This is a genomic window from Streptosporangium sp. G11, from assembly GCF_051192615.1.
GTDB lineage: Bacteria > Actinomycetota > Actinomycetes > Streptosporangiales > Streptosporangiaceae > Streptosporangium.
In genome coordinates this window covers 65,201-85,073 of the sequence record NZ_JBPJUQ010000023.1, presented here as the reverse complement: position 1 = coordinate 85,073, position 19,873 = coordinate 65,201, and the positions used below count along the sequence as shown (strand labels likewise).

At 69.6% G+C, this 19,873-nt stretch carries 17 protein-coding genes; 11 read left to right on the top strand and 6 right to left on the bottom strand.

The genetic code is table 11. The features are described 5' to 3' along the window. The first annotated feature begins 167 nt into the window (after positions 1 to 167). The 7 genes from ACSDR0_RS22265 (at position 168) to ACSDR0_RS22235 (ending at position 7,315) form a co-directional block, all read left to right on the top strand. Positions 168 to 1,589, top strand: coding sequence for a glycosyl hydrolase (locus tag ACSDR0_RS22265; protein ID WP_435290793.1), 1,422 nt, complete (start codon positions 168 to 170; stop codon positions 1,587 to 1,589). A gap of 235 nt (positions 1,590 to 1,824) precedes the next feature. Further along, positions 1,825 to 2,370, top strand: coding sequence for a GNAT family N-acetyltransferase (locus ACSDR0_RS22260; RefSeq protein ID WP_435290792.1), 546 nt, complete (start codon positions 1,825 to 1,827; stop codon positions 2,368 to 2,370). A gap of 150 nt (positions 2,371 to 2,520) precedes the next feature. Beyond that, positions 2,521 to 3,015 carry an NUDIX domain-containing protein gene (locus ACSDR0_RS22255; protein ID WP_435290791.1) on the top strand — a complete coding sequence of 165 codons (495 nt, stop codon included), beginning with the start codon at positions 2,521 to 2,523 and terminating at the stop codon, positions 3,013 to 3,015. Positions 3,016 to 3,112: 97 nt separating this feature from the next. Further along, positions 3,113 to 3,442 (top strand): DUF5709 domain-containing protein, encoded by a 330-nt coding sequence (locus tag ACSDR0_RS22250; RefSeq protein ID WP_435290790.1) that lies wholly within the window; start codon positions 3,113 to 3,115, stop codon positions 3,440 to 3,442. 562 nt (positions 3,443 to 4,004) lie between these two features. Then, positions 4,005 to 5,081, top strand: a complete 1,077-nt coding sequence (locus tag ACSDR0_RS22245) for a pectate lyase family protein (RefSeq protein ID WP_435290789.1) — start codon at positions 4,005 to 4,007, stop codon at positions 5,079 to 5,081. A gap of 10 nt (positions 5,082 to 5,091) precedes the next feature. Further along, positions 5,092 to 6,144: a pectate lyase family protein gene (locus ACSDR0_RS22240; protein ID WP_435290788.1), complete on the top strand. Its 1,053-nt coding sequence runs from the start codon at positions 5,092 to 5,094 to the stop codon at positions 6,142 to 6,144. A 148-nt stretch (positions 6,145 to 6,292) separates the two neighbouring features. After that, complete coding sequence (locus ACSDR0_RS22235) at positions 6,293 to 7,315, top strand: pectate lyase family protein (protein WP_435290787.1); 1,023 nt, start codon at positions 6,293 to 6,295, stop codon at positions 7,313 to 7,315. 25 nt (positions 7,316 to 7,340) lie between these two features. On the opposite strand, the gene ACSDR0_RS22230 is transcribed toward ACSDR0_RS22235, so the two are convergent. After that, entirely contained in the window at positions 7,341 to 7,988 is a 648-nt protein-coding gene (locus ACSDR0_RS22230) for an HAD family hydrolase (RefSeq protein WP_435290829.1), read from the bottom strand. Positions 7,989 to 8,149: 161 nt separating this feature from the next. Between ACSDR0_RS22230 and ACSDR0_RS22225 the strand changes: the two genes are divergently transcribed. From ACSDR0_RS22225 to ACSDR0_RS22215, 3 genes are all read left to right on the top strand, one after another. Next, the gene (locus ACSDR0_RS22225; RefSeq protein WP_435290786.1) at positions 8,150 to 8,638 is read left to right on the top strand and encodes a Uma2 family endonuclease; all 489 of its coding nucleotides are present in this window, start codon (positions 8,150 to 8,152) and stop codon (positions 8,636 to 8,638) included. Further along, entirely contained in the window at positions 8,638 to 8,796 is a 159-nt protein-coding gene (locus ACSDR0_RS22220) for a hypothetical protein (protein WP_435290785.1), read from the top strand. Before ACSDR0_RS22225 ends, ACSDR0_RS22220 begins: the two co-directional genes overlap by 1 nt. Before the next feature lie 187 nt (positions 8,797 to 8,983). Continuing rightward, positions 8,984 to 9,607 carry a Uma2 family endonuclease gene (locus ACSDR0_RS22215; protein ID WP_435290784.1) on the top strand — a complete coding sequence of 208 codons (624 nt, stop codon included), beginning with the start codon at positions 8,984 to 8,986 and terminating at the stop codon, positions 9,605 to 9,607. 19 nt (positions 9,608 to 9,626) lie between these two features. On the opposite strand, the gene hrpA is transcribed toward ACSDR0_RS22215, so the two are convergent. The 3 genes from hrpA to ppgK all read right to left on the bottom strand — a co-directional run bounded on the left by hrpA (position 9,627) and on the right by ppgK (position 17,197). Continuing rightward, the gene (gene hrpA, locus ACSDR0_RS22210; protein WP_435290783.1) at positions 9,627 to 13,523 is read right to left on the bottom strand and encodes an ATP-dependent RNA helicase HrpA; all 3,897 of its coding nucleotides are present in this window, start codon (positions 13,521 to 13,523) and stop codon (positions 9,627 to 9,629) included. A 329-nt stretch (positions 13,524 to 13,852) separates the two neighbouring features. Continuing rightward, positions 13,853 to 16,153 (bottom strand): glycoside hydrolase family 6 protein, encoded by a 2,301-nt coding sequence (locus tag ACSDR0_RS22205; protein ID WP_435290782.1) that lies wholly within the window; start codon positions 16,151 to 16,153, stop codon positions 13,853 to 13,855. Positions 16,154 to 16,465: 312 nt separating this feature from the next. Beyond that, on the bottom strand, positions 16,466 to 17,197 hold the full coding sequence (ppgK, locus tag ACSDR0_RS22200; protein ID WP_435290781.1) for a polyphosphate--glucose phosphotransferase: 732 nt from the start codon (positions 17,195 to 17,197) through the stop codon (positions 16,466 to 16,468). A 130-nt stretch (positions 17,198 to 17,327) separates the two neighbouring features. On the opposite strand from ppgK, the gene ACSDR0_RS22195 reads away from it, so the two are divergent. After that, positions 17,328 to 17,828, top strand: a complete 501-nt coding sequence (locus ACSDR0_RS22195; RefSeq protein WP_435290780.1) for a hypothetical protein — start codon at positions 17,328 to 17,330, stop codon at positions 17,826 to 17,828. A gap of 63 nt (positions 17,829 to 17,891) precedes the next feature. On the opposite strand, the gene ACSDR0_RS22190 is transcribed toward ACSDR0_RS22195, so the two are convergent. Further along, the gene (locus ACSDR0_RS22190) at positions 17,892 to 18,851 is read right to left on the bottom strand and encodes a hypothetical protein (RefSeq protein ID WP_435290779.1); all 960 of its coding nucleotides are present in this window, start codon (positions 18,849 to 18,851) and stop codon (positions 17,892 to 17,894) included. A 52-nt stretch (positions 18,852 to 18,903) separates the two neighbouring features. Continuing rightward, positions 18,904 to 19,455: a hypothetical protein gene (locus ACSDR0_RS22185; protein WP_435290778.1), complete on the bottom strand. Its 552-nt coding sequence runs from the start codon at positions 19,453 to 19,455 to the stop codon at positions 18,904 to 18,906. Positions 19,456 to 19,873 lie beyond the last annotated feature (418 nt).

The window sequence follows — 19,873 nt, the reverse complement described above, 5'->3', positions numbered from 1 at the left end:
TTGGATTTCTGTTGTCCCCGGCCCGCCCGCCGGTCTCCTGTACAGGAGCGAATATGCCCGGCACCGGACACGACCGACGGAAGATCCGCGATCCGGCCCACCCGGCACGCCTCCCGATACGCCGACAATGTCCGATCTCTACTCCCCGTACGAAGGACCTCATCCATATGAGTGAGACTGTTCCGCGCGGTACCACAGCAGGTCGCACGCCTGGTCGTCTGGCACGCCGCTTCGCGCTCGCCGGCGCCCTCGTGGCCGTCATGGGCGCCTCCGTGGTGAACGGCGCCCTCCCCGCGGGCGCGGCCGAGGCCCCCCTGTCGCAGGGCCGGGCGGCCGTCGCCTCCTCGGTCGAGCGAGGTGACCTGTCCGCCGCGGCCGCGGTCGACGGCAAGAGCGGCACCCGCTGGTCCAGCAAGTTCAGTGATCCTCAGTGGCTGCAGGTGGACCTGAGCAGGTCCACCGCGATCAACAAGATCGTGCTGAACTGGGAGCGCGCCCACGCCACCGCGTTCCGGATCCAGACGTCCCCCGGCGGCGGCCAGTGGAAGACGATCCACAGTACGACCGCGGGCAAGGGCGGCGTGCAGACCCTCAACGTGTCGGCCACCGGCCGGTACGTGCGGCTCTACGCCACCCAGCGGTCCAGCCAGTACGGTGTCTCGCTCTGGGAGTTCCAGGTCTTCGGCAAGGGCTCGACCACCCCCGTGCCCAGCGTCACCCCGACGAAGCCGGTGCCGAGTTCCAGCCCCAGCGCCACGCCGACCAGGCCGACGCCGAGTTCCTCCCCGACCCCGAGCCCCACCCCCAGCAAGACCCCGACCACGCCGGTCCCCGAGGTCCCCGTGGAGACCTCCTCCAAGAAGGGCGTGGGCGTGTGGCAGGCGCCCGGCGTCAGCGCGGCCCTCGAAGCCTCCGGTGCGAGCTGGTACTACACGTGGTCCACGAACCACAACGGCGTCACCACTCCCAAGGGGGCGGAGTTCGTCCCGATGATCTGGGGAGCCGCCAGCGTCACCGACCAGAACCTCGCCCAGGCGAAGAACGCCGGTTCTCCCTACCTGCTCGGTTTCAACGAGCCGGACTTCGCCGAGCAGTCCAACATGACCGTGGAGCAGGCGCTGTCGCTGTGGCCGAGACTCACCGCGACCGGCCTGAAGGTCGGCAGCCCCGCCGTCGCCTACGGCGGTGACCGGGCGGGTGGCTGGCTGGACCGGTTCATGACCGGGGCGGCCCAGAAGAACTACCGCGTCGACTTCATCACGCTGCACTGGTACGGCGGCGACTTCCGCACCGAGGCGGCGGTCGGCCAGCTCAAGTCGTACATCCAGGCCGTGTACGAGCGCTACCGCAAGCCGATCTGGCTCACCGAGTACGCTCTGATCGACTTCTCGAACGGTGTCCGCTTCCCCACGGACGCGCAGCAGGCCGCCTTCGTCACCGAGTCCATCAAGATGCTGAACTCCCTGCCGTACGTGCAGCGCTACGCCTGGTTCGGACTGCCCTCCTCCGACAGCGAGCCCAACAGCGGCCTGTTCCGGAGCAACGGCGTCGCCACCCCGGCGGGCCGCGCCTTCCAGGCGGCCAAGTGATCTAAATCGCCGCGGGACCCGGGCATGGGTCCACGGCGTTTCCCCGGCCCGGCCCGCGCGAATCCTGTGTCGCGCGGGCCGGGCCTTCCTCGTGTTCCACCCCCGGCGGCCGCTCCTGACGAGCACCCGGCACTCGGCGGGGAAAAAGGATAAAAAGCCTGCTTGGCTATGATTCGCAGGATCAGGCGGCTCGACATCCGCCTACGTCTCAGCACCTGTCGAGAGGACCATCCGCATGAACAGCCCCTCCCGGACCACGCGGCCGACCTTCCGCGTGGCCACCGTCGCGGACGTGCCCACCCTGGTGCTCCTGATCGATTCCGCGTACCGGGGGGAGTCGAGCCGAGCCGGGTGGACGACCGAGGCGGACCTGCTGAGCGGGCAGCGGACGGACGCCGAGAGGGTGACCGGCGAACTGGCGAAACCGGAAAGCCGCATCATCATCATGGAGTCGGAAGGCGAGATCGTCGCCTGCTGCCAGGTGGAGCACCGGGGCGATTACGCGTACTTCGGAATGTTCGCCGTGCGCCCCACACTGCAGGGCGGCGGCTTCGGCAAGGCGGTCCTCGCCGAGGCCGAGCGCTTCGCCCGCGACGCCTGGGGCGTGGGCGAGATGCGCATGACGGTGATCTCTGCGCGCGAGGAACTCCTGGCCTGGTACGTGCGCCGCGGTTACACCCGCACCGGCGAGATGATCCCCTTCCCCTACGACGACGAGACCGTCGGCGAGCCGTACCGGGACGACCTGGAAATGGAACTCCTGGTCAAGAAGTTCGCCTGAGCGAGAGCGACACCAACGAGGCGGCACCAACGGGGCGGCCTCGGTGGCGATCGTCCCGCCAGGTCCCCCCACGCCGGGAAACACCCCCGCCGGGGACGGACCGGCAGGTCTCACCCGTGACCGGCCGCTCACGGAGGTAGCGTGGCAGGGATGAGCGAGCCCCGTCCCGACCCCGCCGACTGGTACGCCACCCTGCCCAGCGTGTTCGTCTCGGCCTGCATGCTGCTCACCGACGCGGAAGACCGTGTCCTGCTGGTCAAGCCCAACTATCGGCCCGGCTGGAACTTCCCGGGCGGGATCGTCGAGGACGGCGAGGCGCCCCACGACGGCGCCGTGCGCGAGGTGGCCGAGGAGCTCGGCGTGTCCGTCAAGGCGGGCGAGCTGCTTGTGGTCCACTGGATCCCGCCGTCGGAGGACCGCCCCCGGGCACTGGTCAACTTCATGTTCGACGGCGGCGTCCTGGAGGATCCCTCCCGCATCCGGCTGCAGGCCGAGGAGCTCGACGAGGCGGCCTTCCTCCCCTGGGACACCGCCGCCCCCCTCCTTCCGGCGCACATCTCGCCGCGCCTCGCCGCGGGACGCCTGGCCCGCGGGAACCAGCACCCCGTCTACCTGCCCGGCGGCCTCTCGGGCGCCGGCGGCTGAGAAACCCGCTCCAGGCACCGGCGGCCGGGAAACCCGGTCGAGGGTCTCGCGACAGCTGACCTGGGATTTAAGGCGATAAAACGGGTATGGCCGCAATATGACCGAAACACCCCCAGACCGCGATGGTCTGAGCGACGAGCAGGCAATCGAGGTCCAGGAGTGGACCGACGACCTCGGTCTCAACCACGAGATCGTCGAACACGACGACGGACACCGGGACACCCTCGACGAGCGCCTCCGGCGCGAGGCGCCGGACCGCGAGCGGGTCCCGCGCGACGAGACCCGCCTGGTGGCGCCGGACGAGGGCCTGAGCCCCGACGAGACGTCCGAGGAGTACGCCTCCGACGTGGGCCGCGACGACGGCGACCTGTCCGCCGAGGAGCGCGCCGTCCACATCGAGCCCGACATCGAGTATCGCGACGTCTGAGAGCCCCTCCGGGGATCCCGGCACCTCACGAAACCGATCATGAATCACCGAACGCGGCCCCGGGCCTCATCGGCACGATGAGGCCCGGGGCAAACGCTTTCCCGTCCGGGCGCCCGTGAACACGCACTCGTACCCGCACCTCCCGAGGCGACCCCCGGAAGCATTGACAGAAACTTGTTGGAAACATAAACTCGGGCCCGTCTGGAAAGCGCTTTCCTGGCACCTCGCCGGGAAGCGTCCCACCCGCCGGAAGGTGGCGATGCCATAGCCGCGCACTGACCCGAGCCCCTTTTTCCCGAGTGCGGTGACCACTCCCGCCTCATGTCCCACAGCGCGTTGCGCAGCCTCCCCCAGGCGAACCGGCCCGGCGAGACGACGGCGGCCGCGCGGTGGGAACGCACCGCCTCCCGCGTGACCGGCGCACCGTTTCCGTACCGGAGACCGGGGCCGGAACGCCGACGAGCCGCGCACCGCGGACATCCCGTACTCCTCTCCCGGCTTCACGCTGCCGCCTGACCGCACGCCGCCGCGACCGCGACCGCGCGCAGAGAGCAGAGAACACGTGTCCTCCAGATCCGTTTCCCCACCTCCACGGCCCCTCCCGGACCTCCCCACCCCCCGTACGGCGCTTGTCCTCCTGGCCGTCTCCCTCCTGATCGCCGCCCTGGTCGGCCCCGCCGTGGCGGAGACCGAGACCGCACGGCGCGCGGACCCGGTCAACGCCATGATCGGCTTCGCCACCGTCAACGCCCTCGGCCAGAACGGCACCACCGGCGGCACGGGAGGCCCCACGGTCACCGCGGCCACGACCGCGCAGTTCCTCGACTACGTCTCCCGCCCCGGGCCGTACGTCATCCAGGTCACCGGCCGGATCACCCTGCCTACCGGCTCCAGCGACGGCATGCACAACGTCACGTCGGACAAGACGATCATCGGGGTCGGCGCGAACGCCGCGCTGGTCGGCGGCGGGCTGAACATCGGCCTGCCGGTCAGCGACGCCGTCACCTCGCCGCCCGCGAACGCCGTCCACAACGTCATCGTCCGCAACATCGCGTTCTCCGGCGCCACCGACGACATGATCAACGTGCAGATGTTCAGCCACCACATCTGGATCGACCACAACGACTTCTCCAACGGGGACGACGGCGCGGTCGACATCAAGCGCGGCTCGGACTTCGTGACCGTCTCCTGGAACAGGTTCCACGACCACGACAAGACCCTGCTGCTCTCCCACGACGAGGACGCCGGTCCGCAGGACATCGGCCGCCTGCGCGTCACCTATCACCACAACTTCTTCGACGCCTCCGACCAGCGCCACCCCCGGGTCCGCTTCGCGAACCTCGTGCACGTCTACAACAACTACTACCGCGACAACAGCTACGGCATCGCGTCCACCTACGACGCCGGGCTGCTGGTGGAGAACAACTACTTCTACAGCGTCAACAACCCCGGACGGGTGGAGTTCAGCGGGGACCTCGGGCGCCTGGTCGAGCGCGGCAACATCCTGGTCGACTGCAACCACCCCATCGAGACGCGGGGCACCGTGACCGAACCGCGCACCTACTACCCCTACAGCCCGGATTCGGCCTCCGCGGTGCCGACCATCGTGCCCGCCGGTGCCGGCGTCGGAAAGATCTGAGGAGACGACGATGAACGGTGAACACCGCCCCCGCACCCGCCCGGCCATCGCCGCGCTACTCCTGGTCGCCGCGCTCGCCGTCGTGGGCGGCGCCGCCCGCGCCGACACCTCCTCCCCCGCCACGGCCACCGCGAGGACGGGCGCCGCCACGGGAAACGGCCTCGCCGCCGCCTGCACCGGCACGCCGACCGGTTTCGCCACCGTCAACGCCCTCGGCCAGAACGGCACCACCGGCGGCACCGGAGGCCCCGTCATCACCGTGACCACGGCCGCGGCCCTGAAGGACTACGTCGGCAGGGCCGGCCCGTACGTGATCCAGGTGTCCGGCCGCATCCAGGTGTCCGGCATGCTCACCGTGGTCGCCAACAAGAGCATCCTGGGCGTGGGCACGACCGCCGAGATCACCGGCGGCGGCCTCCAGCTCGGCTCGACGACCCGGCCCGGCAACAACGTGATCATCAGGAACATCCGGTTCACCGGCGCCGGGGACGACTCGATCAGCGTCACGAACAAGGCGCACCACGTGTGGATCGACCACAACGACCTCTCCGACGGCTACGACGGCCTGCTCGACATCAAGCGGGAGTCGGACTTCGTCACGGTCTCGTGGAACCACTTCCACCACCACAGCAAGGCGGCGCTGCTGGGCCACTCGGACAGCTACACCGCCGACATCGGGAAGCTGCGCGTCACCTACCACCACAACTTCTTCGACGGCACCGACCAGCGCCACCCCCGGGTCCGCTTCGCCGACCCGGTCCACGTCCTCAACAACTACTACCGCGACAACGCGCTGTACGGCGTCGCGTCCACAGAGAACGCCGGCGTGCTCGTCGAGGGCAACTACTTCGAGAACGTCGCCCACCCGATCTACGTGGGCTACGACAAGAGCGGCCCCGGCCGGGTGGTCGAGCGGAACAACCGCTACGTCGGCTCCGGCACCCCCCAGACGGCCGGCACCGTCGTCGAGCCGCGCACGTACTACGCGTACACCGTCGATGACCCCGGGACCGTCCCGGCGACCGTGTCCGCCGGTGCGGGCGTCGGCAAGATCGGCTGCTAGCCCCGGATCGCCGTCCGCCGGACCCCCTGACTGCGGGCGGCGATCCCCCTCCCTCTCTCCCCTCTCCGGAGCCTTCCCCCGGAACGCTCCCCCTGACGGCTCCTCCCGGGATGCCCGCGAGGGCTCCTCCACCAGGAAGGCAGACACCATGCCCCAGACCATCACCGACCACGCGACCCTGCGGGGTACGGCCCTCCGCGTCACCGCGGCCGCCGTACTGGCCGCCGCCTTCTCCGTGACACCGGCCGGCGCGGGTGCCGCCACCGGGACCGCCGCGCCGGTGGGCACCCCGGTCGGCTTCGCGTCGGTCAACGCCCTCGGCCAGAACGGCACCACCGGCGGCGCGGGCGGGCGGACGGTCACCGCGACCGACGCCGACGCGTTCCTGGAGTACATCGACAGCAAGGAGACGCTCGTCATCCGCGTGGCGGGCACCATCTCGATCACCAGCAAGCAGGGGGTCCGGCCGAACAAGACCATCATCGGGGTGGGGACCTCGGGTCACATCACCGGAGGCGGCCTGGACTTCTACCGGTCGTACAACGTGATCGTGCGCAACATCCGGTTCACCGAGGCCGAGGACGACGCGATCAACGTCGGCCAGCAGTCACATCACATCTGGATCGACCACAACACCTTCTCCGGCGCGGTCGACGGCTCGATCGACGTGGTGCGCGGCGCCGACTACGTCACCGTGTCGTGGAACCACTTCGACCACTCCGACAAGAGCATGCTGATCAGCCACTCCGACGGCGCCGCGGGCACCGACATCGGCCACCTGAAGGTGACGATCCACCACAACTTCTTCAACAACAGCCGGCAGCGCCACCCGCGCATCCGTTTCGGCGAGCCGGTGCACGTCTTCAACAACTATTTCCTGGGCAACGAGCTGTACGGGGTGGCCTCGACGGAGAACGCCGGGGTGGTCGTGGAGGGCAACTACTTCCAGGACGTGCCCCACCCGCTCTTCTCCGCGAGCGGCTACGCCGACAGCGGCCCGGGACGGGCGGTGCAGCGCAACAACATCTACGTGAACTCCGGAACCCCCGAGACCTCGGGCAGCGTTGTCGAGCCGCGTACCTTCTACGCGTACACGGTCGACGCCCCGGCGGGCGTCCCCGCGTCGGTGCGGTCGGGCGCCGGGGTCGGCGCGCAGTGGGGGGACTCCTGACCTTCCCGGGCGACCGGCGCGAGGATCAGCGGGAGAGCGCCGCGACCAGGGCGTTCAGATCGTCGACGACGTGGTCCGCCTCGGCGGCCTGGGGGCGCTCCGCGTGGAGGTGCCCCCAGGGACCCCGTCGGATCAGGGCGGTCCGCATGCCCGCCGCGCGTGCGGGGAGCACGTCGTTGTCCAGCCGGTCGCCCACGTAGAGGATCTCGCCGGGCTCGCGTCCCGACACCGCGACGACCTTGGCGAAGAAATCCGGAGCAGGCTTGGAGACGCCCCAGCCGTCGGAGGTGTGTATCGCGTCGACGGGCAGGTCCATCGCGACGAGCGCGTCGCGCGCCTGCGGCGGCTGGTTTCCCGCGATGATCAGCTCGTGGCCGAGGTCGCGCAGCGCCGCCAGGGCGGGCCGCACGTCCGGATAGAGGTCGTCCGCGTCGAAGTTGACACGCAACCCGTCCGGGTCGTCGCGCCTCCACGCCTCCTGCTCGGCCTCGACGTCGAAACCGGGCCGCAGGAGCCTGAAGGCGTCCTCGAACGACCTGTCGAGCGCGGCCATGCCGCCGAGCACACCGAGCATGGTGAACCGGGTGACGCCCAGCCGGTCGGCCCAGCGCGACCAGATCCGCGTCTCGTCGATCAGCGTCTCGCCCACGTCGAACACCAGCGCCCGGACCACGGTGCCTCCCTCTCCGCTCAGGCTCACGATCGTAGCCGGGCCGATCGAGGCGGCACCGACCGGCACCCTCGCGGAGCGCGCCGCCCCAGGCCTCGCTTCCGCGCCTCCGCCACGCTGATCCATAACCACGGGGCATACGCGTAACGTCCGGCCGGGCCGTCATGCGAAACTCAGAGTGGCCGCCCGGATACGGAGGGAGACATTTAATGGTGACAACGGCAAGAGGACGCCCCACCCGCCATGTTCCCCGGAAAGGTCCGTCACCCGCTCGCACGGCGCGGGATCTTCTCGAAACCCTGCCCCCTACCCCCGGCTTCCGCGCCGAAGTCATCGACGGGAACCTGATCGTGAGCCCTGTGGGCACCCCCGAACACAGCTGGAGCGCGACGCTCCTCTCCTACGCGCTGCAGCCGATCGTCATGGAGCGGAAGTGGCACGCCCACGTGGGCGGGGTGAACGTCTGCATCGACGGCCCCCGAGACAGCCTCATCCCCGACCTCGTGCTCGCCCCCGCCGACTGCCCGCGCTGGGGCACGCTGGAACTGCGCTCCTCCGGATTGATCATGGTTACCGAGGTCACCTCTCCGGGGAGCGCGCGGATCGACCCGACGACAAGCCTCGCATCTACGCCGCGGGCGGAGTGCCCGTAATGCTGCTCGTCGACCCGATCGCCGCCCCTCCCACGGTCACGGTCTTGAGCGATCCCGAGGGCGGGGCCTACCAGACCGTCACGCGTGTCCAGCTGGGCAAGCCGCTCCGGATCCCCTCCCCCGTCGACTTCGACCTCGACACCTCGATCTTCCTGTAGCGCGGCCCGACCGCCCGTCCGCCAGGCGCAGGTTTCGGCGTCCCCGTTCACGGAACGGCCCCCGCGTCCAGCGCGCCCGAGACTCCGATGCGACCTCCGGGCGGGCTCACTTCCGTCCCCGCCCGCGAGGCCTCCATGACACACTCAGAGTGCATGCTCGGACACGAAGGGATACAGGCAGATGGTGATGACAGCGTCTCAGCGATCCGCCCAGCGCACCGCGCCCCAGCCACCCGCTCAGCCCGCCGCTCCAGAAGACCGGTCACTGCCTCGCACCCCGAGGGAGATCTTCGAGTCCCTTCCCCCAGCCCTGTGCCTTCGCGCCGAGATCATCGACGGGAACCTCATCGTGAGCCCATCAGGCATTCCACAGCACGGCCGAATCGCCATGCGCCTCGCCTTCGCCCTGCAGCCGATCCTGGAGAAAAACAGCTGGGAGAGTTTCGCGGGAAACGTCGATGTCTGTATCGAGGGGCCACGTGACACCCTGGTCCCCGACTACTGCCTGGTCCCCGTGGACGCTCCACTCTGGGGTGACCGCGAGATCCTCTCCTCGGGGCTCATCCTGGTGGCGGAGATCGTCTCGCCCGGGAGCATGGAGGTGGACCGCGCCACGAAGCCCAGGATCTACGCGGGCTGCGGCATCCCGATCATGCTGATCGTCGATCCGGTCGCCTCCCCGCCGGCGGTCACGGTCCTCAGCGACCCCGAGGAGGGCAGCTACCGGACCATGACCCACACCGAGATGGGCAAGCCGCTCCGGATCCCCTCCCCCGTCGACTTCGACCTCGACACCTCGATCTTCCTGTAGCCCCTCTCCCCGGCGAGGCTCAGAGTTTCTCCATCGCCTTGCGGATGCGCTTGTCGGAGATCGAGTACGGGGTGCCGAGGGTCTGGGCGAAGTAGCTGACCCTGAGCTCCTCGATCATCCAGCGGATCTGGCGGACGTCGTCGTCGGAGCGGCGGGCGGGGGGAAGCTTCTCGACCAGCTCGTGATAGTCGTCCTCGATGTCGTGCACCTTGTCCATCCGCTCCCCGTCGCGGAACGCGTCGTCGTGGACCTTCTCCAGCCGCCGCTCGGCCCCCTTGAGATAGCGGAGCAGGTCGGGCAGGCGTTTGTAGCCGGTGTCGGTGACGAAACCCGGATAGACGAGGTTGGCCACCTGGTCGCGGATGTCCTCGACCGCGGGGGTGGAGCGAGACTCGGGCAGCAGGGTCGAGACGGTGTGCCAGACCTTGAGGATGCTCTCGACCCTGGCGACCACCTCGGCGGAGGTGTCGAACAGCTCGGCCCGGACCCTGTCGTGGAGGGCGGCGAACGCCGACTCCTCCCAGACCGGACCGCCGTGCTCGGTCATGAGGTGGTCGGCGGCGCAGGCGATGCAGTCGTCGAACAGCGCGGTGGCACCGGCGTGCGGGCTGCGGCTCAGGGCGAGCTTGGCCTGGTTGCCGAGGCGGCCGAGCACCCATTTGGCCGGTGACGGGGTGTTGATCAGCAGCAGCCTGCGGGTGCCCTCCCACATGGCCCGGCGCTGCTCGGCCTCGGTCTCGAACATCCGCACGGCCACGGTGGCGCCCTCGTCGGCGAGCGCCGGGTAGGCCTTCATCCTGCGCTGCTCGAACGTCTTGGGCAGCGCGCCCATGGTCCATCCCGTCAGGCCGGACTTCTCCAGGCCGTCGGCGGCCTTGGACAGGGTCTGGCGGAGCTTGGGAGCGAGCCGCCGTTTCAGCCCGGCCAGGTCCTTGCTCTCGGCCAGCTTCTGCTTGCGGCCGTCGATCACCCGGAAGGTGATCTTGAGGTGGTCGGGGACCAGGTCCGGCTGCCAGGCCTCGCGCGGCACCTGGACGCCGGTCAGGTTCAGCAGCTCACGTTCCAGCACCGCCAGCAGCGGCTCCTGGGTCGGCTCGGCCCGCTCCAGGGCCTTCTTGGCGTAGTTGGGAGCGGGGACGAAGTTGCGCCGGATCTGCTTGGGCAGGCTCCGGATGAGGGCGGTGAGCAGCTCCTCGCGCAGCCCGGGGATCTGCCAGTCGAAGCCCTCGACGTTGACCTGGTTGAGCAGCGCGAGCGGTATGTGCGCGGTGACGCCATCGGCGTCGGTGCCGGGCTCGAACTGGTACGTCAGGGGGAAGCGCAGGCCGCCCTGGCGCCACACGTCGGGGTAGTCGCGCCGACTGACGTCGCCCGCCGCCTCGCTGATCAGCATCGACTTCTCGAAGCTGAGCAGGTCGGGCTGGTCGGTCCTGGCCTTCTTCCACCAGGAGTCGAAGTGGCGCCCGGAGACCACGTCGGCCGGGACGCGCTGGTCGTAGAAGTCGAACAGCGTCTCGTCGTCGACGAGGATGTCGCGGCGCCGGGCCCGCTCCTCCAGCTCCTCGACCTCTTCGAGCAGCTTGCGGTTCTCCTTGAAGAAGGCGTGGTGGGTCTCCCAGTCGCCCTCGACCAGGGCGTGCCGGATGAACAGCTCCCGGCTCAGCTCGGGGTCGATGCGGCCGTAGTTGACCTTGCGTTGGACCACGATCGGGACGCCGTACAGGGTGACCTTCTCGTAGGCCATCACCGAGCCCTGCTTCTTCTCCCAGTGCGGCTCGGAGTAGGTGCGCTTGATCAGGTGCGGGGCGAGCGGCTCGACCCACTCGGGCTCGATCTTGGCGTTGACCCGGGCCCAGAGCCGGGAGGTCTCCACCAGCTCGGCGGACATCACCCAGAGCGGCTGCTTCTTGGCGAGCGCCGACCCCGGGAAGATCGCGAACCGGGCGTTGCGGGCTCCGACGTACTCCGTCATGGGCCTGCGCGGCTCGTTCGGGGGACGACGGCCGCCGCCGGCGTCGGCGGTCTTCTTGTCGATGTCCTTCACGCCGACGTGGGACAGCAGGCCGGACAGCAGGGAGACGTGGATCTTCTGCTCGTCACCGGGGGTGCCGTTGAGCGTGATGCCGAGGGTCTTCGACATCTGGCGGAGCTGGCCGTAGACGTCCTGCCACTCCCGGACGCGCAGGTAGTTGAGGAACTCGGTCTTGCACAATCGCCGGAACGCGCTGGACGACAGCTCCTTCTGCTGCTCCTGCAGGTATTCCCACAGATTCAGGTACGAGACGAAGTCGGACTCCTTGTCCGCGAAGCGGCGGTGCTTCTCGTCGGCGGCCTGCTGCTTGTCGGCCGGTCGCTCGCGCGGGTCCTGGATCGACAGGGCGGAGGCGATGACCATGACCTCGCGGACACAGCCGTTGTGGTCGGCCTCCAGCACCATGCGGGCCAGGCGCGGGTCGACCGGGAGCCCGGCCAGCTTGCGGCCGAGCGGGGTCATCTGCCGGGCCTGGTCGAAGGCGCCCAGCTCCAGCAGCAGGTCGTAGCCGTCCTTGACCTGGCGCTGGTCGGGCGGCTCGACGAACGGGAAGGCCCCGATGTCGCCCAGGCCGATCGAGGTCATCTGCAGGATGACCGAGGCCAGGTTGGTGCGCAGGATCTCCGGGTCGGTGAACTCCGGCCGGGTGACGAAGTCGTCCTCCTCGTACAGCCGGATGCAGATGCCCTCGGAGACGCGGCCGCAGCGGCCCTTGCGCTGGTTGGCCGAGGCCTGCGAGATCGCCTCGATGGGCAGGCGCTGGACCTTGGTGCGGTGGCTGTAGCGGGAGATCCTGGCGAAGCCGGGGTCGACCACGTACTTGATGCCCGGCACGGTCAGCGAGGTCTCGGCCACGTTGGTGGCCAGCACGACCCGGCGGTTGGTGTGCCGCTGGAAGACCCGGTGCTGCTCGGCGGCGGACAGCCGGGCGTACAGCGGCAGGATCTCGGCGTCCTTGCGCTTCGACAGCGCCTCGGCGGTGTCGCGGATCTCCCGCTCGCCGCTGAGGAAGACCAGGATGTCGCCGGGCCCCTGCGCGCACAGCTCGTCGACGGCCTTGCCGATCGCCTGGATCTGGTCGTCGTCCTCGGCGATCGGCCGGTAACGCACCTCGACGGGGTAGGTCCGGCCGGACACCTCCACGATCGGCGCGTCACCGAAGTGCTTGGAGAAGCGCTCGGGGTCGATGGTCGCCGAGGTGATGATCACCTTCAGGTCGGGGCGGCGCGGGAGCAGCTGCTTGAGGTAGCCCAGGATGAAGTCGATGTTGAGGCTGCGCTCGTGCGCCTCGTCGACGATCAGCGTGTCGTACTGGTCGAGGTCGCGGTCGTTCTGCAGCTCGGCCAGCAGGATGCCGTCCGTCATGACCTTGACGAGGGTGCCGTCGCTCACCTGGTCGGTGAAGCGCACCTTGTAGCCCACGGCGTCGCCGAGCGGGGTGTCGAGTTCCTCGGCGACGCGCTCGGCCACCGTACGGGCGGCGATGCGGCGGGGCTGGGTGTGCCCGATCAGGCCCTTGACGCCCCGGCCCAGCTCAAGACAGATCTTCGGCAACTGGGTGGTCTTGCCGGAACCGGTCTCTCCGGCGACGATCACGACCTGGTTGTCGCGGATCGCCTCCAGGATGTCGTCCCTGCGCTGGCTGACCGGCAGCGCCTCCGGATAGGTGATCGCGGGGACACCGGCGCGGCGCTGGGCGACCCGCCGCTCGGCCCGTTCGATGTCTGAGGTGATCTCCGCGGCGATCTTCTGCTGCGCGGCGCGGTTTCTGACCCTGCGGGCTCCGTCGAGCCTGCGGCGGAGTCGCCGCTGATCACGCAGCGTGAGATCGGGCAGGCGCGCGTGCAGATCGGAGAGGGGCGATGTCAAAGGAGGCGTTCCCATACTGAAACCCAGGATACTTTCGGCCCACGTGTGAAGACTCACCCGCTGCCGTGAAGGCGTCTGTGAGGCTCCACACCTGAAGGCCCCTGTGCGAAGGCCCAACCGCCCATGCTGCCCGAGCCGCCGCGCCGCCGCATCCCAATATCCGGCCGTACGCGGCCGGCTCCCGCTCCCGGACCGCCACCTGCGCCTGTGCCTGTGACGGGGACGGGGACGGGGACCAGGAGGGGAAAGGGGCGGCCCCGCCCCCCGGGATCGGGGTGACGGGGCCGTCGCGTCGGGCCTGACCGGGCCCCGCGGGAGCGGGAGCGGGACCCGGGATCGGCGGGTTACGGGAGCGCCGGGTAGGCGTTCTGGAGCAGCTGGCGGAACTGGGCGGAGAACCACTGGCCGGAGATCGGCGCGTCGGCCAGGGCACCGCTCATCTTGTTGCCGTTACGGTCGTTGCCCTCGTAGGTCGGGTCGCACATCCGGTCGAAGCCCTTGCCCTCGTTGTTCGGGATCTCCTTGCTGGAGCCGTCCGACTCGCCCGGGGGCTTGATCCAGACGTAGGCGTCCAGACCGGCGGCGGGGCTGGCCTGCGGGCGCTCGCCCAGTCCGGCACCGCTCTGGTTGCACCAGTTGCCGGCGTGGAACCTGCGGTCGATGCGCGACTGGTCGACGAAGGTGTTCAGCACGGTGGAGGTGCTGGGAGCGGCCGGGCGGGCCGAGCCTCCCCAGCCGTTGCGGGAGGTGTCGATCAGCATGCCGATGTTGGATCTGAAGCCCTTCTGGATCAGCGTGTTCCTGAAGGCCTGGGCGAAGGAGAGCTCGTCGACGTAGAAGTTCCAGTCGAGCCAGCTGGACTGGCGGACGCTCTGGCCGTTGACGGTGGTGTTGATGGTGAAGTGCGGCTCGCGCAGCGCCGAGTAGTTGGCGGTGTTGGTGATGAAGCCGTCCACGCTGTCGAAGCCCGCGGTGGTGCCGGAGACGGTGCTCGCGAACAGGTCGGCGGACGGGCCGAAGTTGGAGTCCCAGCCGAGCCAGCCGTGGTGCCCGGCGTCGATGTAGGTGTAGACGTTCTTGATCGCGTGCAGCTTGTCCAGGGCGTAGCGGACACCGTTGACGTAGGCGCCGCTGTCCTTGGCCTCCTGGCACTTCGCCAGGTTGAGGTTGGTGACCAGGTTCGGCAGCGAGTCGATCTCGACGATCGTCGAGATCCGCAGGCCTGCGTACTTCGACTCGCCCATGATCGCGGCGATCGGGTCGATGTACTCGGTCTTGTAACGGTTCAGACCGTTCTGAGCGATGAGCAGCTCACCGTTGGAGGCGAGCGCCGAGCAGTCGCGGTTGGGCAGGTTGTAGATGACGAACTGGATCGTCAGCGGCCTGCTGCCGTTGGCCGCGTCCTGCACCAGGGCCTCGTCCAGGTGGGCGCGCAGGCCCTTGGCCGAGGAGGAGCCCGCGATGGCGGCGATGCGGTCCAGCCACACGCCGGTGGAGATGTCGGCGACCGCGTCGCCACCGGGCTCGGCGGCGGCCTTGGCCGACCAGTCGGGGTTCACGTAGCCGTCGGCTCCGCTGTAGGGGTTGTCGACGTGCGTGATCGGCGTCGTGTCGCCGTCGTCGTCGGCCTCGGTCACGGCGACGGAGGCACCGGTGTGGCCGGTGGCGGCGGCCGCGACGGTGGCGGTGCCGTTCGCCTCGTCGGAGTCCTGGGCCGCCGAGACCGTCACGTTCTGGGCCGTGTTCCAGTTGGCGGTGGTGAAGGCCAGCGTGGAGGGCGAGATGGTGAGGTCGGAGTCACCCGTCTTGGTCAGGTTGACCGTGACGCTGCCGCTCGGCGCCTGGCTGAGCCTGAAGCCGACCGTCCTGGAGGCGCCCTCGGGAACACTGAGGGAGGTCGAGGAGGCGACGATCGACGGCGTCGTGGTGCCGCCCACGGTGAAGGGGACCGCGGCGGTCTGGGTGGAGAGCGCCGGGGAGGCGTTGTCGTACGCCTTGGCGCTCGCGGTGTGCGAGCCGGACGACAGGCCGGTGGCGGAGTAGGAGTAGGGGGAGCTGGTGTCGGTGTTGACCAGCGCGCCGTCGACGTAGAACTCCACCTTGCTGACGGAGCCGTCGTCGCTCGCGGTCGCCGCGAGCGGCACGGCGGCACCGGCCTGGTGGGAGGAGCCGGAGGCGGGGCTGGTCAGGCTGACCGTGGGGGGCTGGTTGACCGGGGGCTGCCCGCCACAGGTCACGCCGTTGATCGTGAAGGCGGTGGGCTTGGGGTTGCTCCCGGTCCACGATCCGTTGAAGCCGAGGCTGGTGGAGGCGCCGGTGGCGAGGGCGCCGTTCCAGGAGAGGTTCTTCGCGGTGACCTGGGTGCCCGACTGGGCCCAGGTCGCCGACCAGCCCTGCTGGAGCGTCTGCCCGCCGGTGAAGGCGAAGCCCAGGGTCCAGCCGGTGAGCGCGTCACCGAGGTTCTTGATGGTGACGCTGGCGGTGAATCCGCCCTGCCAGTCGTTGGTGGTGTAGGCGACGTCGCAGGCGACTGCGGCGTGCGCCGTGGCGGCTTGCCCGGTGGCGAGACCGGCGGCGGCCACAAGCATGGCCGCCATGGTCGCCACCCGGTTGCGCCAGGCATGGCGGCGCGGATTGACTGTCATTCGTGATCATCTCCAGGACTGTGGTGGGAGCGCTCCCATAGTCCGGATGTTTCACGGATGTGTACAGCTTGTTGCACGTCGGAGGCCTCCGAACGGGACCGTCCCCGCCCCTGACCTCACCGAACAGATTTCGAGGAGGATGAAAGTTTCAGGCTCCTCTCCGGAGCCGCTCCCGGACGGTGCGTGGTAGGCGCCGGTGAGCCCCCGGGAGACTCCTCGATCCCGCCCGGAGCGTTCGCCGCCGCTCGCGCCGGGCGTACGCCGCCCTCCCCGGGGCGCCCGCCGCCGGGCGCGCCCCGGGCGGGGCCGCCACTACCCCGTGGCCGCCATGGCGGCGCCCACGATGCCCGCCTCGTTCTGGAGGCCGGCGGGGACGATCGGGGTGCGCAGCTTGATCTGGGGCAGGAACTTGTCGGCCTTCTTGCTAACCCCTCCGCCGATGATGAACAGCGACGGGGAGAACAGCGCCTCGACGTGTTCCAAATACTCCTGCACCTTCTCGGCCCACTCGTCCCAGTCGAGATCGTGCGCCTCGCGCGCGTGGTCGGAGGCCCGCTTCTCGGCCTCCTTGCCCCTGATCTCCAGGTGGCCGAGCTCGGTGTTGGGCACCAGACGGCCGTCGACGAGCAGGGCGCTGCCGATCCCGGTGCCGAAGGTCAGCAGCATCACCACGCCCGTTCTGCCCTTGGCGGCACCCGCCGCCACCTCGGCCAGGCCGGCCGCGTCGGCGTCGTTGAGCACGGTCACCGGCAGCCCCGTCGCCCTGGAGAACAACTGCCGCGCGTCCGTGCCGATCCAGTCCTTGTCCACATTGGCGGCCGACCTGGCGACCCCGTCGAGCACGACCCCGGGGAAGGTCACCCCCACCGGCCCGTCCCAGGCGAAGTGCTTGACGATCTCCGCCACCACCTCGGCCACCGCCCCGGGCGTGGCGGGGTCCGGCGTGGGGATGCGCAGCCGCTCCCGCGTCAGCCGCCCCCTCGCGACGTCCACCGGTGCACCCTTGATCCCCGACCCACCGATGTCGATTCCCAGCGCTTCCATGTGCTTACCTCCTGTTGACTCCCCCTTCCCCCTGATAGGCGGCTGATACTCGTTTGCAGTGAGCGGTCAACCCGTCTGAAAGCGGTCCATCACACACTGTGGCCACAGCAGCCGGAAAGGAACCCCTCCCATGACGATCAGCCGTCTCCTCACAGGACTCGCCCTCGCCACCGCCCTCGTCTCCATCGCCCCGGCGACCGCCCAGGCGGCGACCGGCCCCGCTGCCACCGGCACGACCGCGGCACAGGACACCAGCCGGTGGGGCACCTACTACGCCCCCGGCAGGAAGGCCAAGACGAACGGCTCGCTGACGGTCTCCGGCGAGGACCACGCGGTCATCCCCGCCGCCGAGACGGGCAGGATCTCCGGAAAGGTCTACGACCTGACCAGGGGCCCCTCCTGCGGCTGGGCGGTCTTCCGCCTCACCTACCGCACCGCCGACGGCAAGAACCTGCCGTTCAAGCACCGCAGCGTCGTCGACTGCTCGTACGGCACCCCGAAGTCGTTCACCTTCACCCAGCACGACCTCTACCAGGTCGAGCTCAAGGTCTGCTCCGAGGCCAGGGCTTCCAAGCCCTCCCTGAACTGCCTGTACGCGGGCAGCTGGAAGGTCCTCTACGTCTCGAAGTGAGCGGCGGGCGGGGAGACCCCGCCCGCCCCGCACGGCCACCGGGCCGCCACTCCGGCGGGAACGTCAGCTAGCCGGGGCGGCGGCCCGGCGCCTGCGGCGCACCACGATGCCGAGGACGGTCGCGGGCACGACCAGCCCCGCCACCAGCCCCACCAGGGGCAGGTGGTTCTCGTCGGGCTCGACGGAGAAGCCCTCGCCCGTCGCGGGGAAGGTGAAGGTGGCGGTGACCGCCCGTTTCACCTTGCCGCTCATCAGGGTCAGCCTGCCCTTCCAGGGACCGTCGGGCATCCGCCGGTCCATGGTCACGGTCACCGGAGCGGCGGCACCGGGAAGCAGCGTGACCCCCAGGTCGGCGGGGAAAGGCCCGGCCTGCAGGCCGCCGGGGCCTTCCGTCAACGACAGCGCCCCGTTCATGTCCAGAGTCCGCTCCCCGGTGTTGCGGACCAGTGCCACCAGCTGCGGGCTGCCGTCCGGGGGGCGCACGGGCGTCAGTGTCTCGATGCGGAAGTCCGACGGCGGTTCGCCGCCCGGCCCGACATCGAGGTAGACGCGGATCCCGACCCGGTTGACGACGCGCACGGGGTGGGCGTCGTCGGGTTCGGCGGCGACCTCCGCCCAGACGACGCCGAACCGCTCGCCGCGCGAGGCGGCGGGCGGCACCTTGATCGTTACCTGGGCGGTCGCCGTGCCGCCCGGCGGCAGGTCGACCGAGTCGCGGTCGAGTGACATCCAGCCCACCAGCTCGTTCCGGGGGCGGCCCGCCGGCGCGTGGAAACCGTTCCGCACGACGTTGGCGGCGGCCGGATACAAGCTGACGTGCTGGGGTTTCCTGGAGGTGTTGGAGATCTCCACCTTCCGATGGATGGTGGTGCCCGGATTGAGATGGTCGACGATGTAGGAGAGCGCGCGAGGATCGCCGCGACGGCTGACCGGCGCTTCGAGAAGGCGGATGCCGATCGTGCCCCGGGGATCGGCGGCGACCAGGCTCTTACCGGTCGTCACGCCGGCCGACGCGTCGGCCACGCCGGAACACAGCGCGGCCAGCAGCGTCAGCGTGAACGGTCCAGCGATCCGGCTATGCCACCTGATGTGTCACCGTCCCGGTGTAGGCACCGACCTGAGCCGTGATGGGAATGTTGACGATCAGGGTGGGGTTCCACGTCGCCGTGCTGCCGCCCGTGCCTCCCGTGTGGGCCATGGCCGGGATGGCGGTCAGCGTCGTCCCCGTCAGCGGGACCGCGTCGCCCACCGTGGGCTGTCCGGGGATGAAGGTGCCGCCGCCGGTGGTGGCGGTCGTCGGCCCGGACCAGTACTCCACGGAGGCGAAGGGGATGGTCAGCGCATCGTCGGTGAAGTCGGTCGCGAACACCGTCGCGGTCCAGACGGAGTCGGCCCCGCCGCGGGTGTCGGAGACCGACACGGGACCGATCTGCCCGGTGAGCGTGCCACCGGGGGGAGCGGAGCCGAGATCGATCGGGCCGGGCGGCGCGACGATGTCCAGGCTTCCCGCCTCCACGTCGAACGTGACGATGGTGTCGTCGGTGGGGGCGGCCACCGCCGGTGCCGCCAGGATGACCATCAGAGCGCCCACGCCCGCCGAGGTGAGCACGGCAAATCTCTTACGCAAGATCTCTTCCTTCCGAATGACCAGGCATGTCTTCGGGGGGCGGCAAGCGATGGATCTTCCATACTTGTCGCGATAACTCTAAGAGATCCACAACTACCCAGAGTGACCACGAGGGCAAATGGGAGACCCGGAGATGTTCCGGTGACGATCAAAGCGCCGGACGAGGGCGGAGGCGGGGTGCGGCGCCGTCCCGGCGGGTCCGCGGGAGGTTCACGGCAGGTCCGCGGCAGGTCGGTGGTGGGCTTGCGGTGGGCTCGCGGGAGATCCGGGCCGGTCGTGCGAACCGGCCGGGGGCCGCGGAGGGACGCTCCCCGGAGCCCCGAGGGAAGTCACTCCCGGGAAGCGAAGGACATTTCAACTTCTTATTGACAACATATGTCTGTAACAGACGAATGCAAGTTCGGAAAATAACGACGCA

Coding starts and splice junctions, on each gene's coding strand:
- ACSDR0_RS22260 (WP_435290792.1), top strand. CDS start 1,825: ATGAACAGCCCCTCCCGGACCACGCGGCCGACCTTCCGCGTGGCCACC.
- ACSDR0_RS22255 (WP_435290791.1), top strand. CDS start 2,521: ATGAGCGAGCCCCGTCCCGACCCCGCCGACTGGTACGCCACCCTGCCC.
- ACSDR0_RS22215 (WP_435290784.1), top strand. CDS start 8,984: ATGACAGCGTCTCAGCGATCCGCCCAGCGCACCGCGCCCCAGCCACCC.
- ACSDR0_RS22205 (WP_435290782.1), bottom strand. CDS start 16,153: ATGACAGTCAATCCGCGCCGCCATGCCTGGCGCAACCGGGTGGCGACC.
- ACSDR0_RS22235 (WP_435290787.1), top strand. CDS start 6,293: ATGCCCCAGACCATCACCGACCACGCGACCCTGCGGGGTACGGCCCTC.
- ACSDR0_RS22240 (WP_435290788.1), top strand. CDS start 5,092: ATGAACGGTGAACACCGCCCCCGCACCCGCCCGGCCATCGCCGCGCTA.
- ACSDR0_RS22220 (WP_435290785.1), top strand. CDS start 8,638: ATGCTGCTCGTCGACCCGATCGCCGCCCCTCCCACGGTCACGGTCTTG.
- ACSDR0_RS22225 (WP_435290786.1), top strand. CDS start 8,150: ATGCGAAACTCAGAGTGGCCGCCCGGATACGGAGGGAGACATTTAATG.
- ACSDR0_RS22195 (WP_435290780.1), top strand. CDS start 17,328: ATGACGATCAGCCGTCTCCTCACAGGACTCGCCCTCGCCACCGCCCTC.
- ACSDR0_RS22250 (WP_435290790.1), top strand. CDS start 3,113: ATGACCGAAACACCCCCAGACCGCGATGGTCTGAGCGACGAGCAGGCA.
- ppgK (WP_435290781.1), bottom strand. CDS start 17,197: ATGGAAGCGCTGGGAATCGACATCGGTGGGTCGGGGATCAAGGGTGCA.
- ACSDR0_RS22265 (WP_435290793.1), top strand. CDS start 168: ATGAGTGAGACTGTTCCGCGCGGTACCACAGCAGGTCGCACGCCTGGT.
- hrpA (WP_435290783.1), bottom strand. CDS start 13,523: ATGGGAACGCCTCCTTTGACATCGCCCCTCTCCGATCTGCACGCGCGC.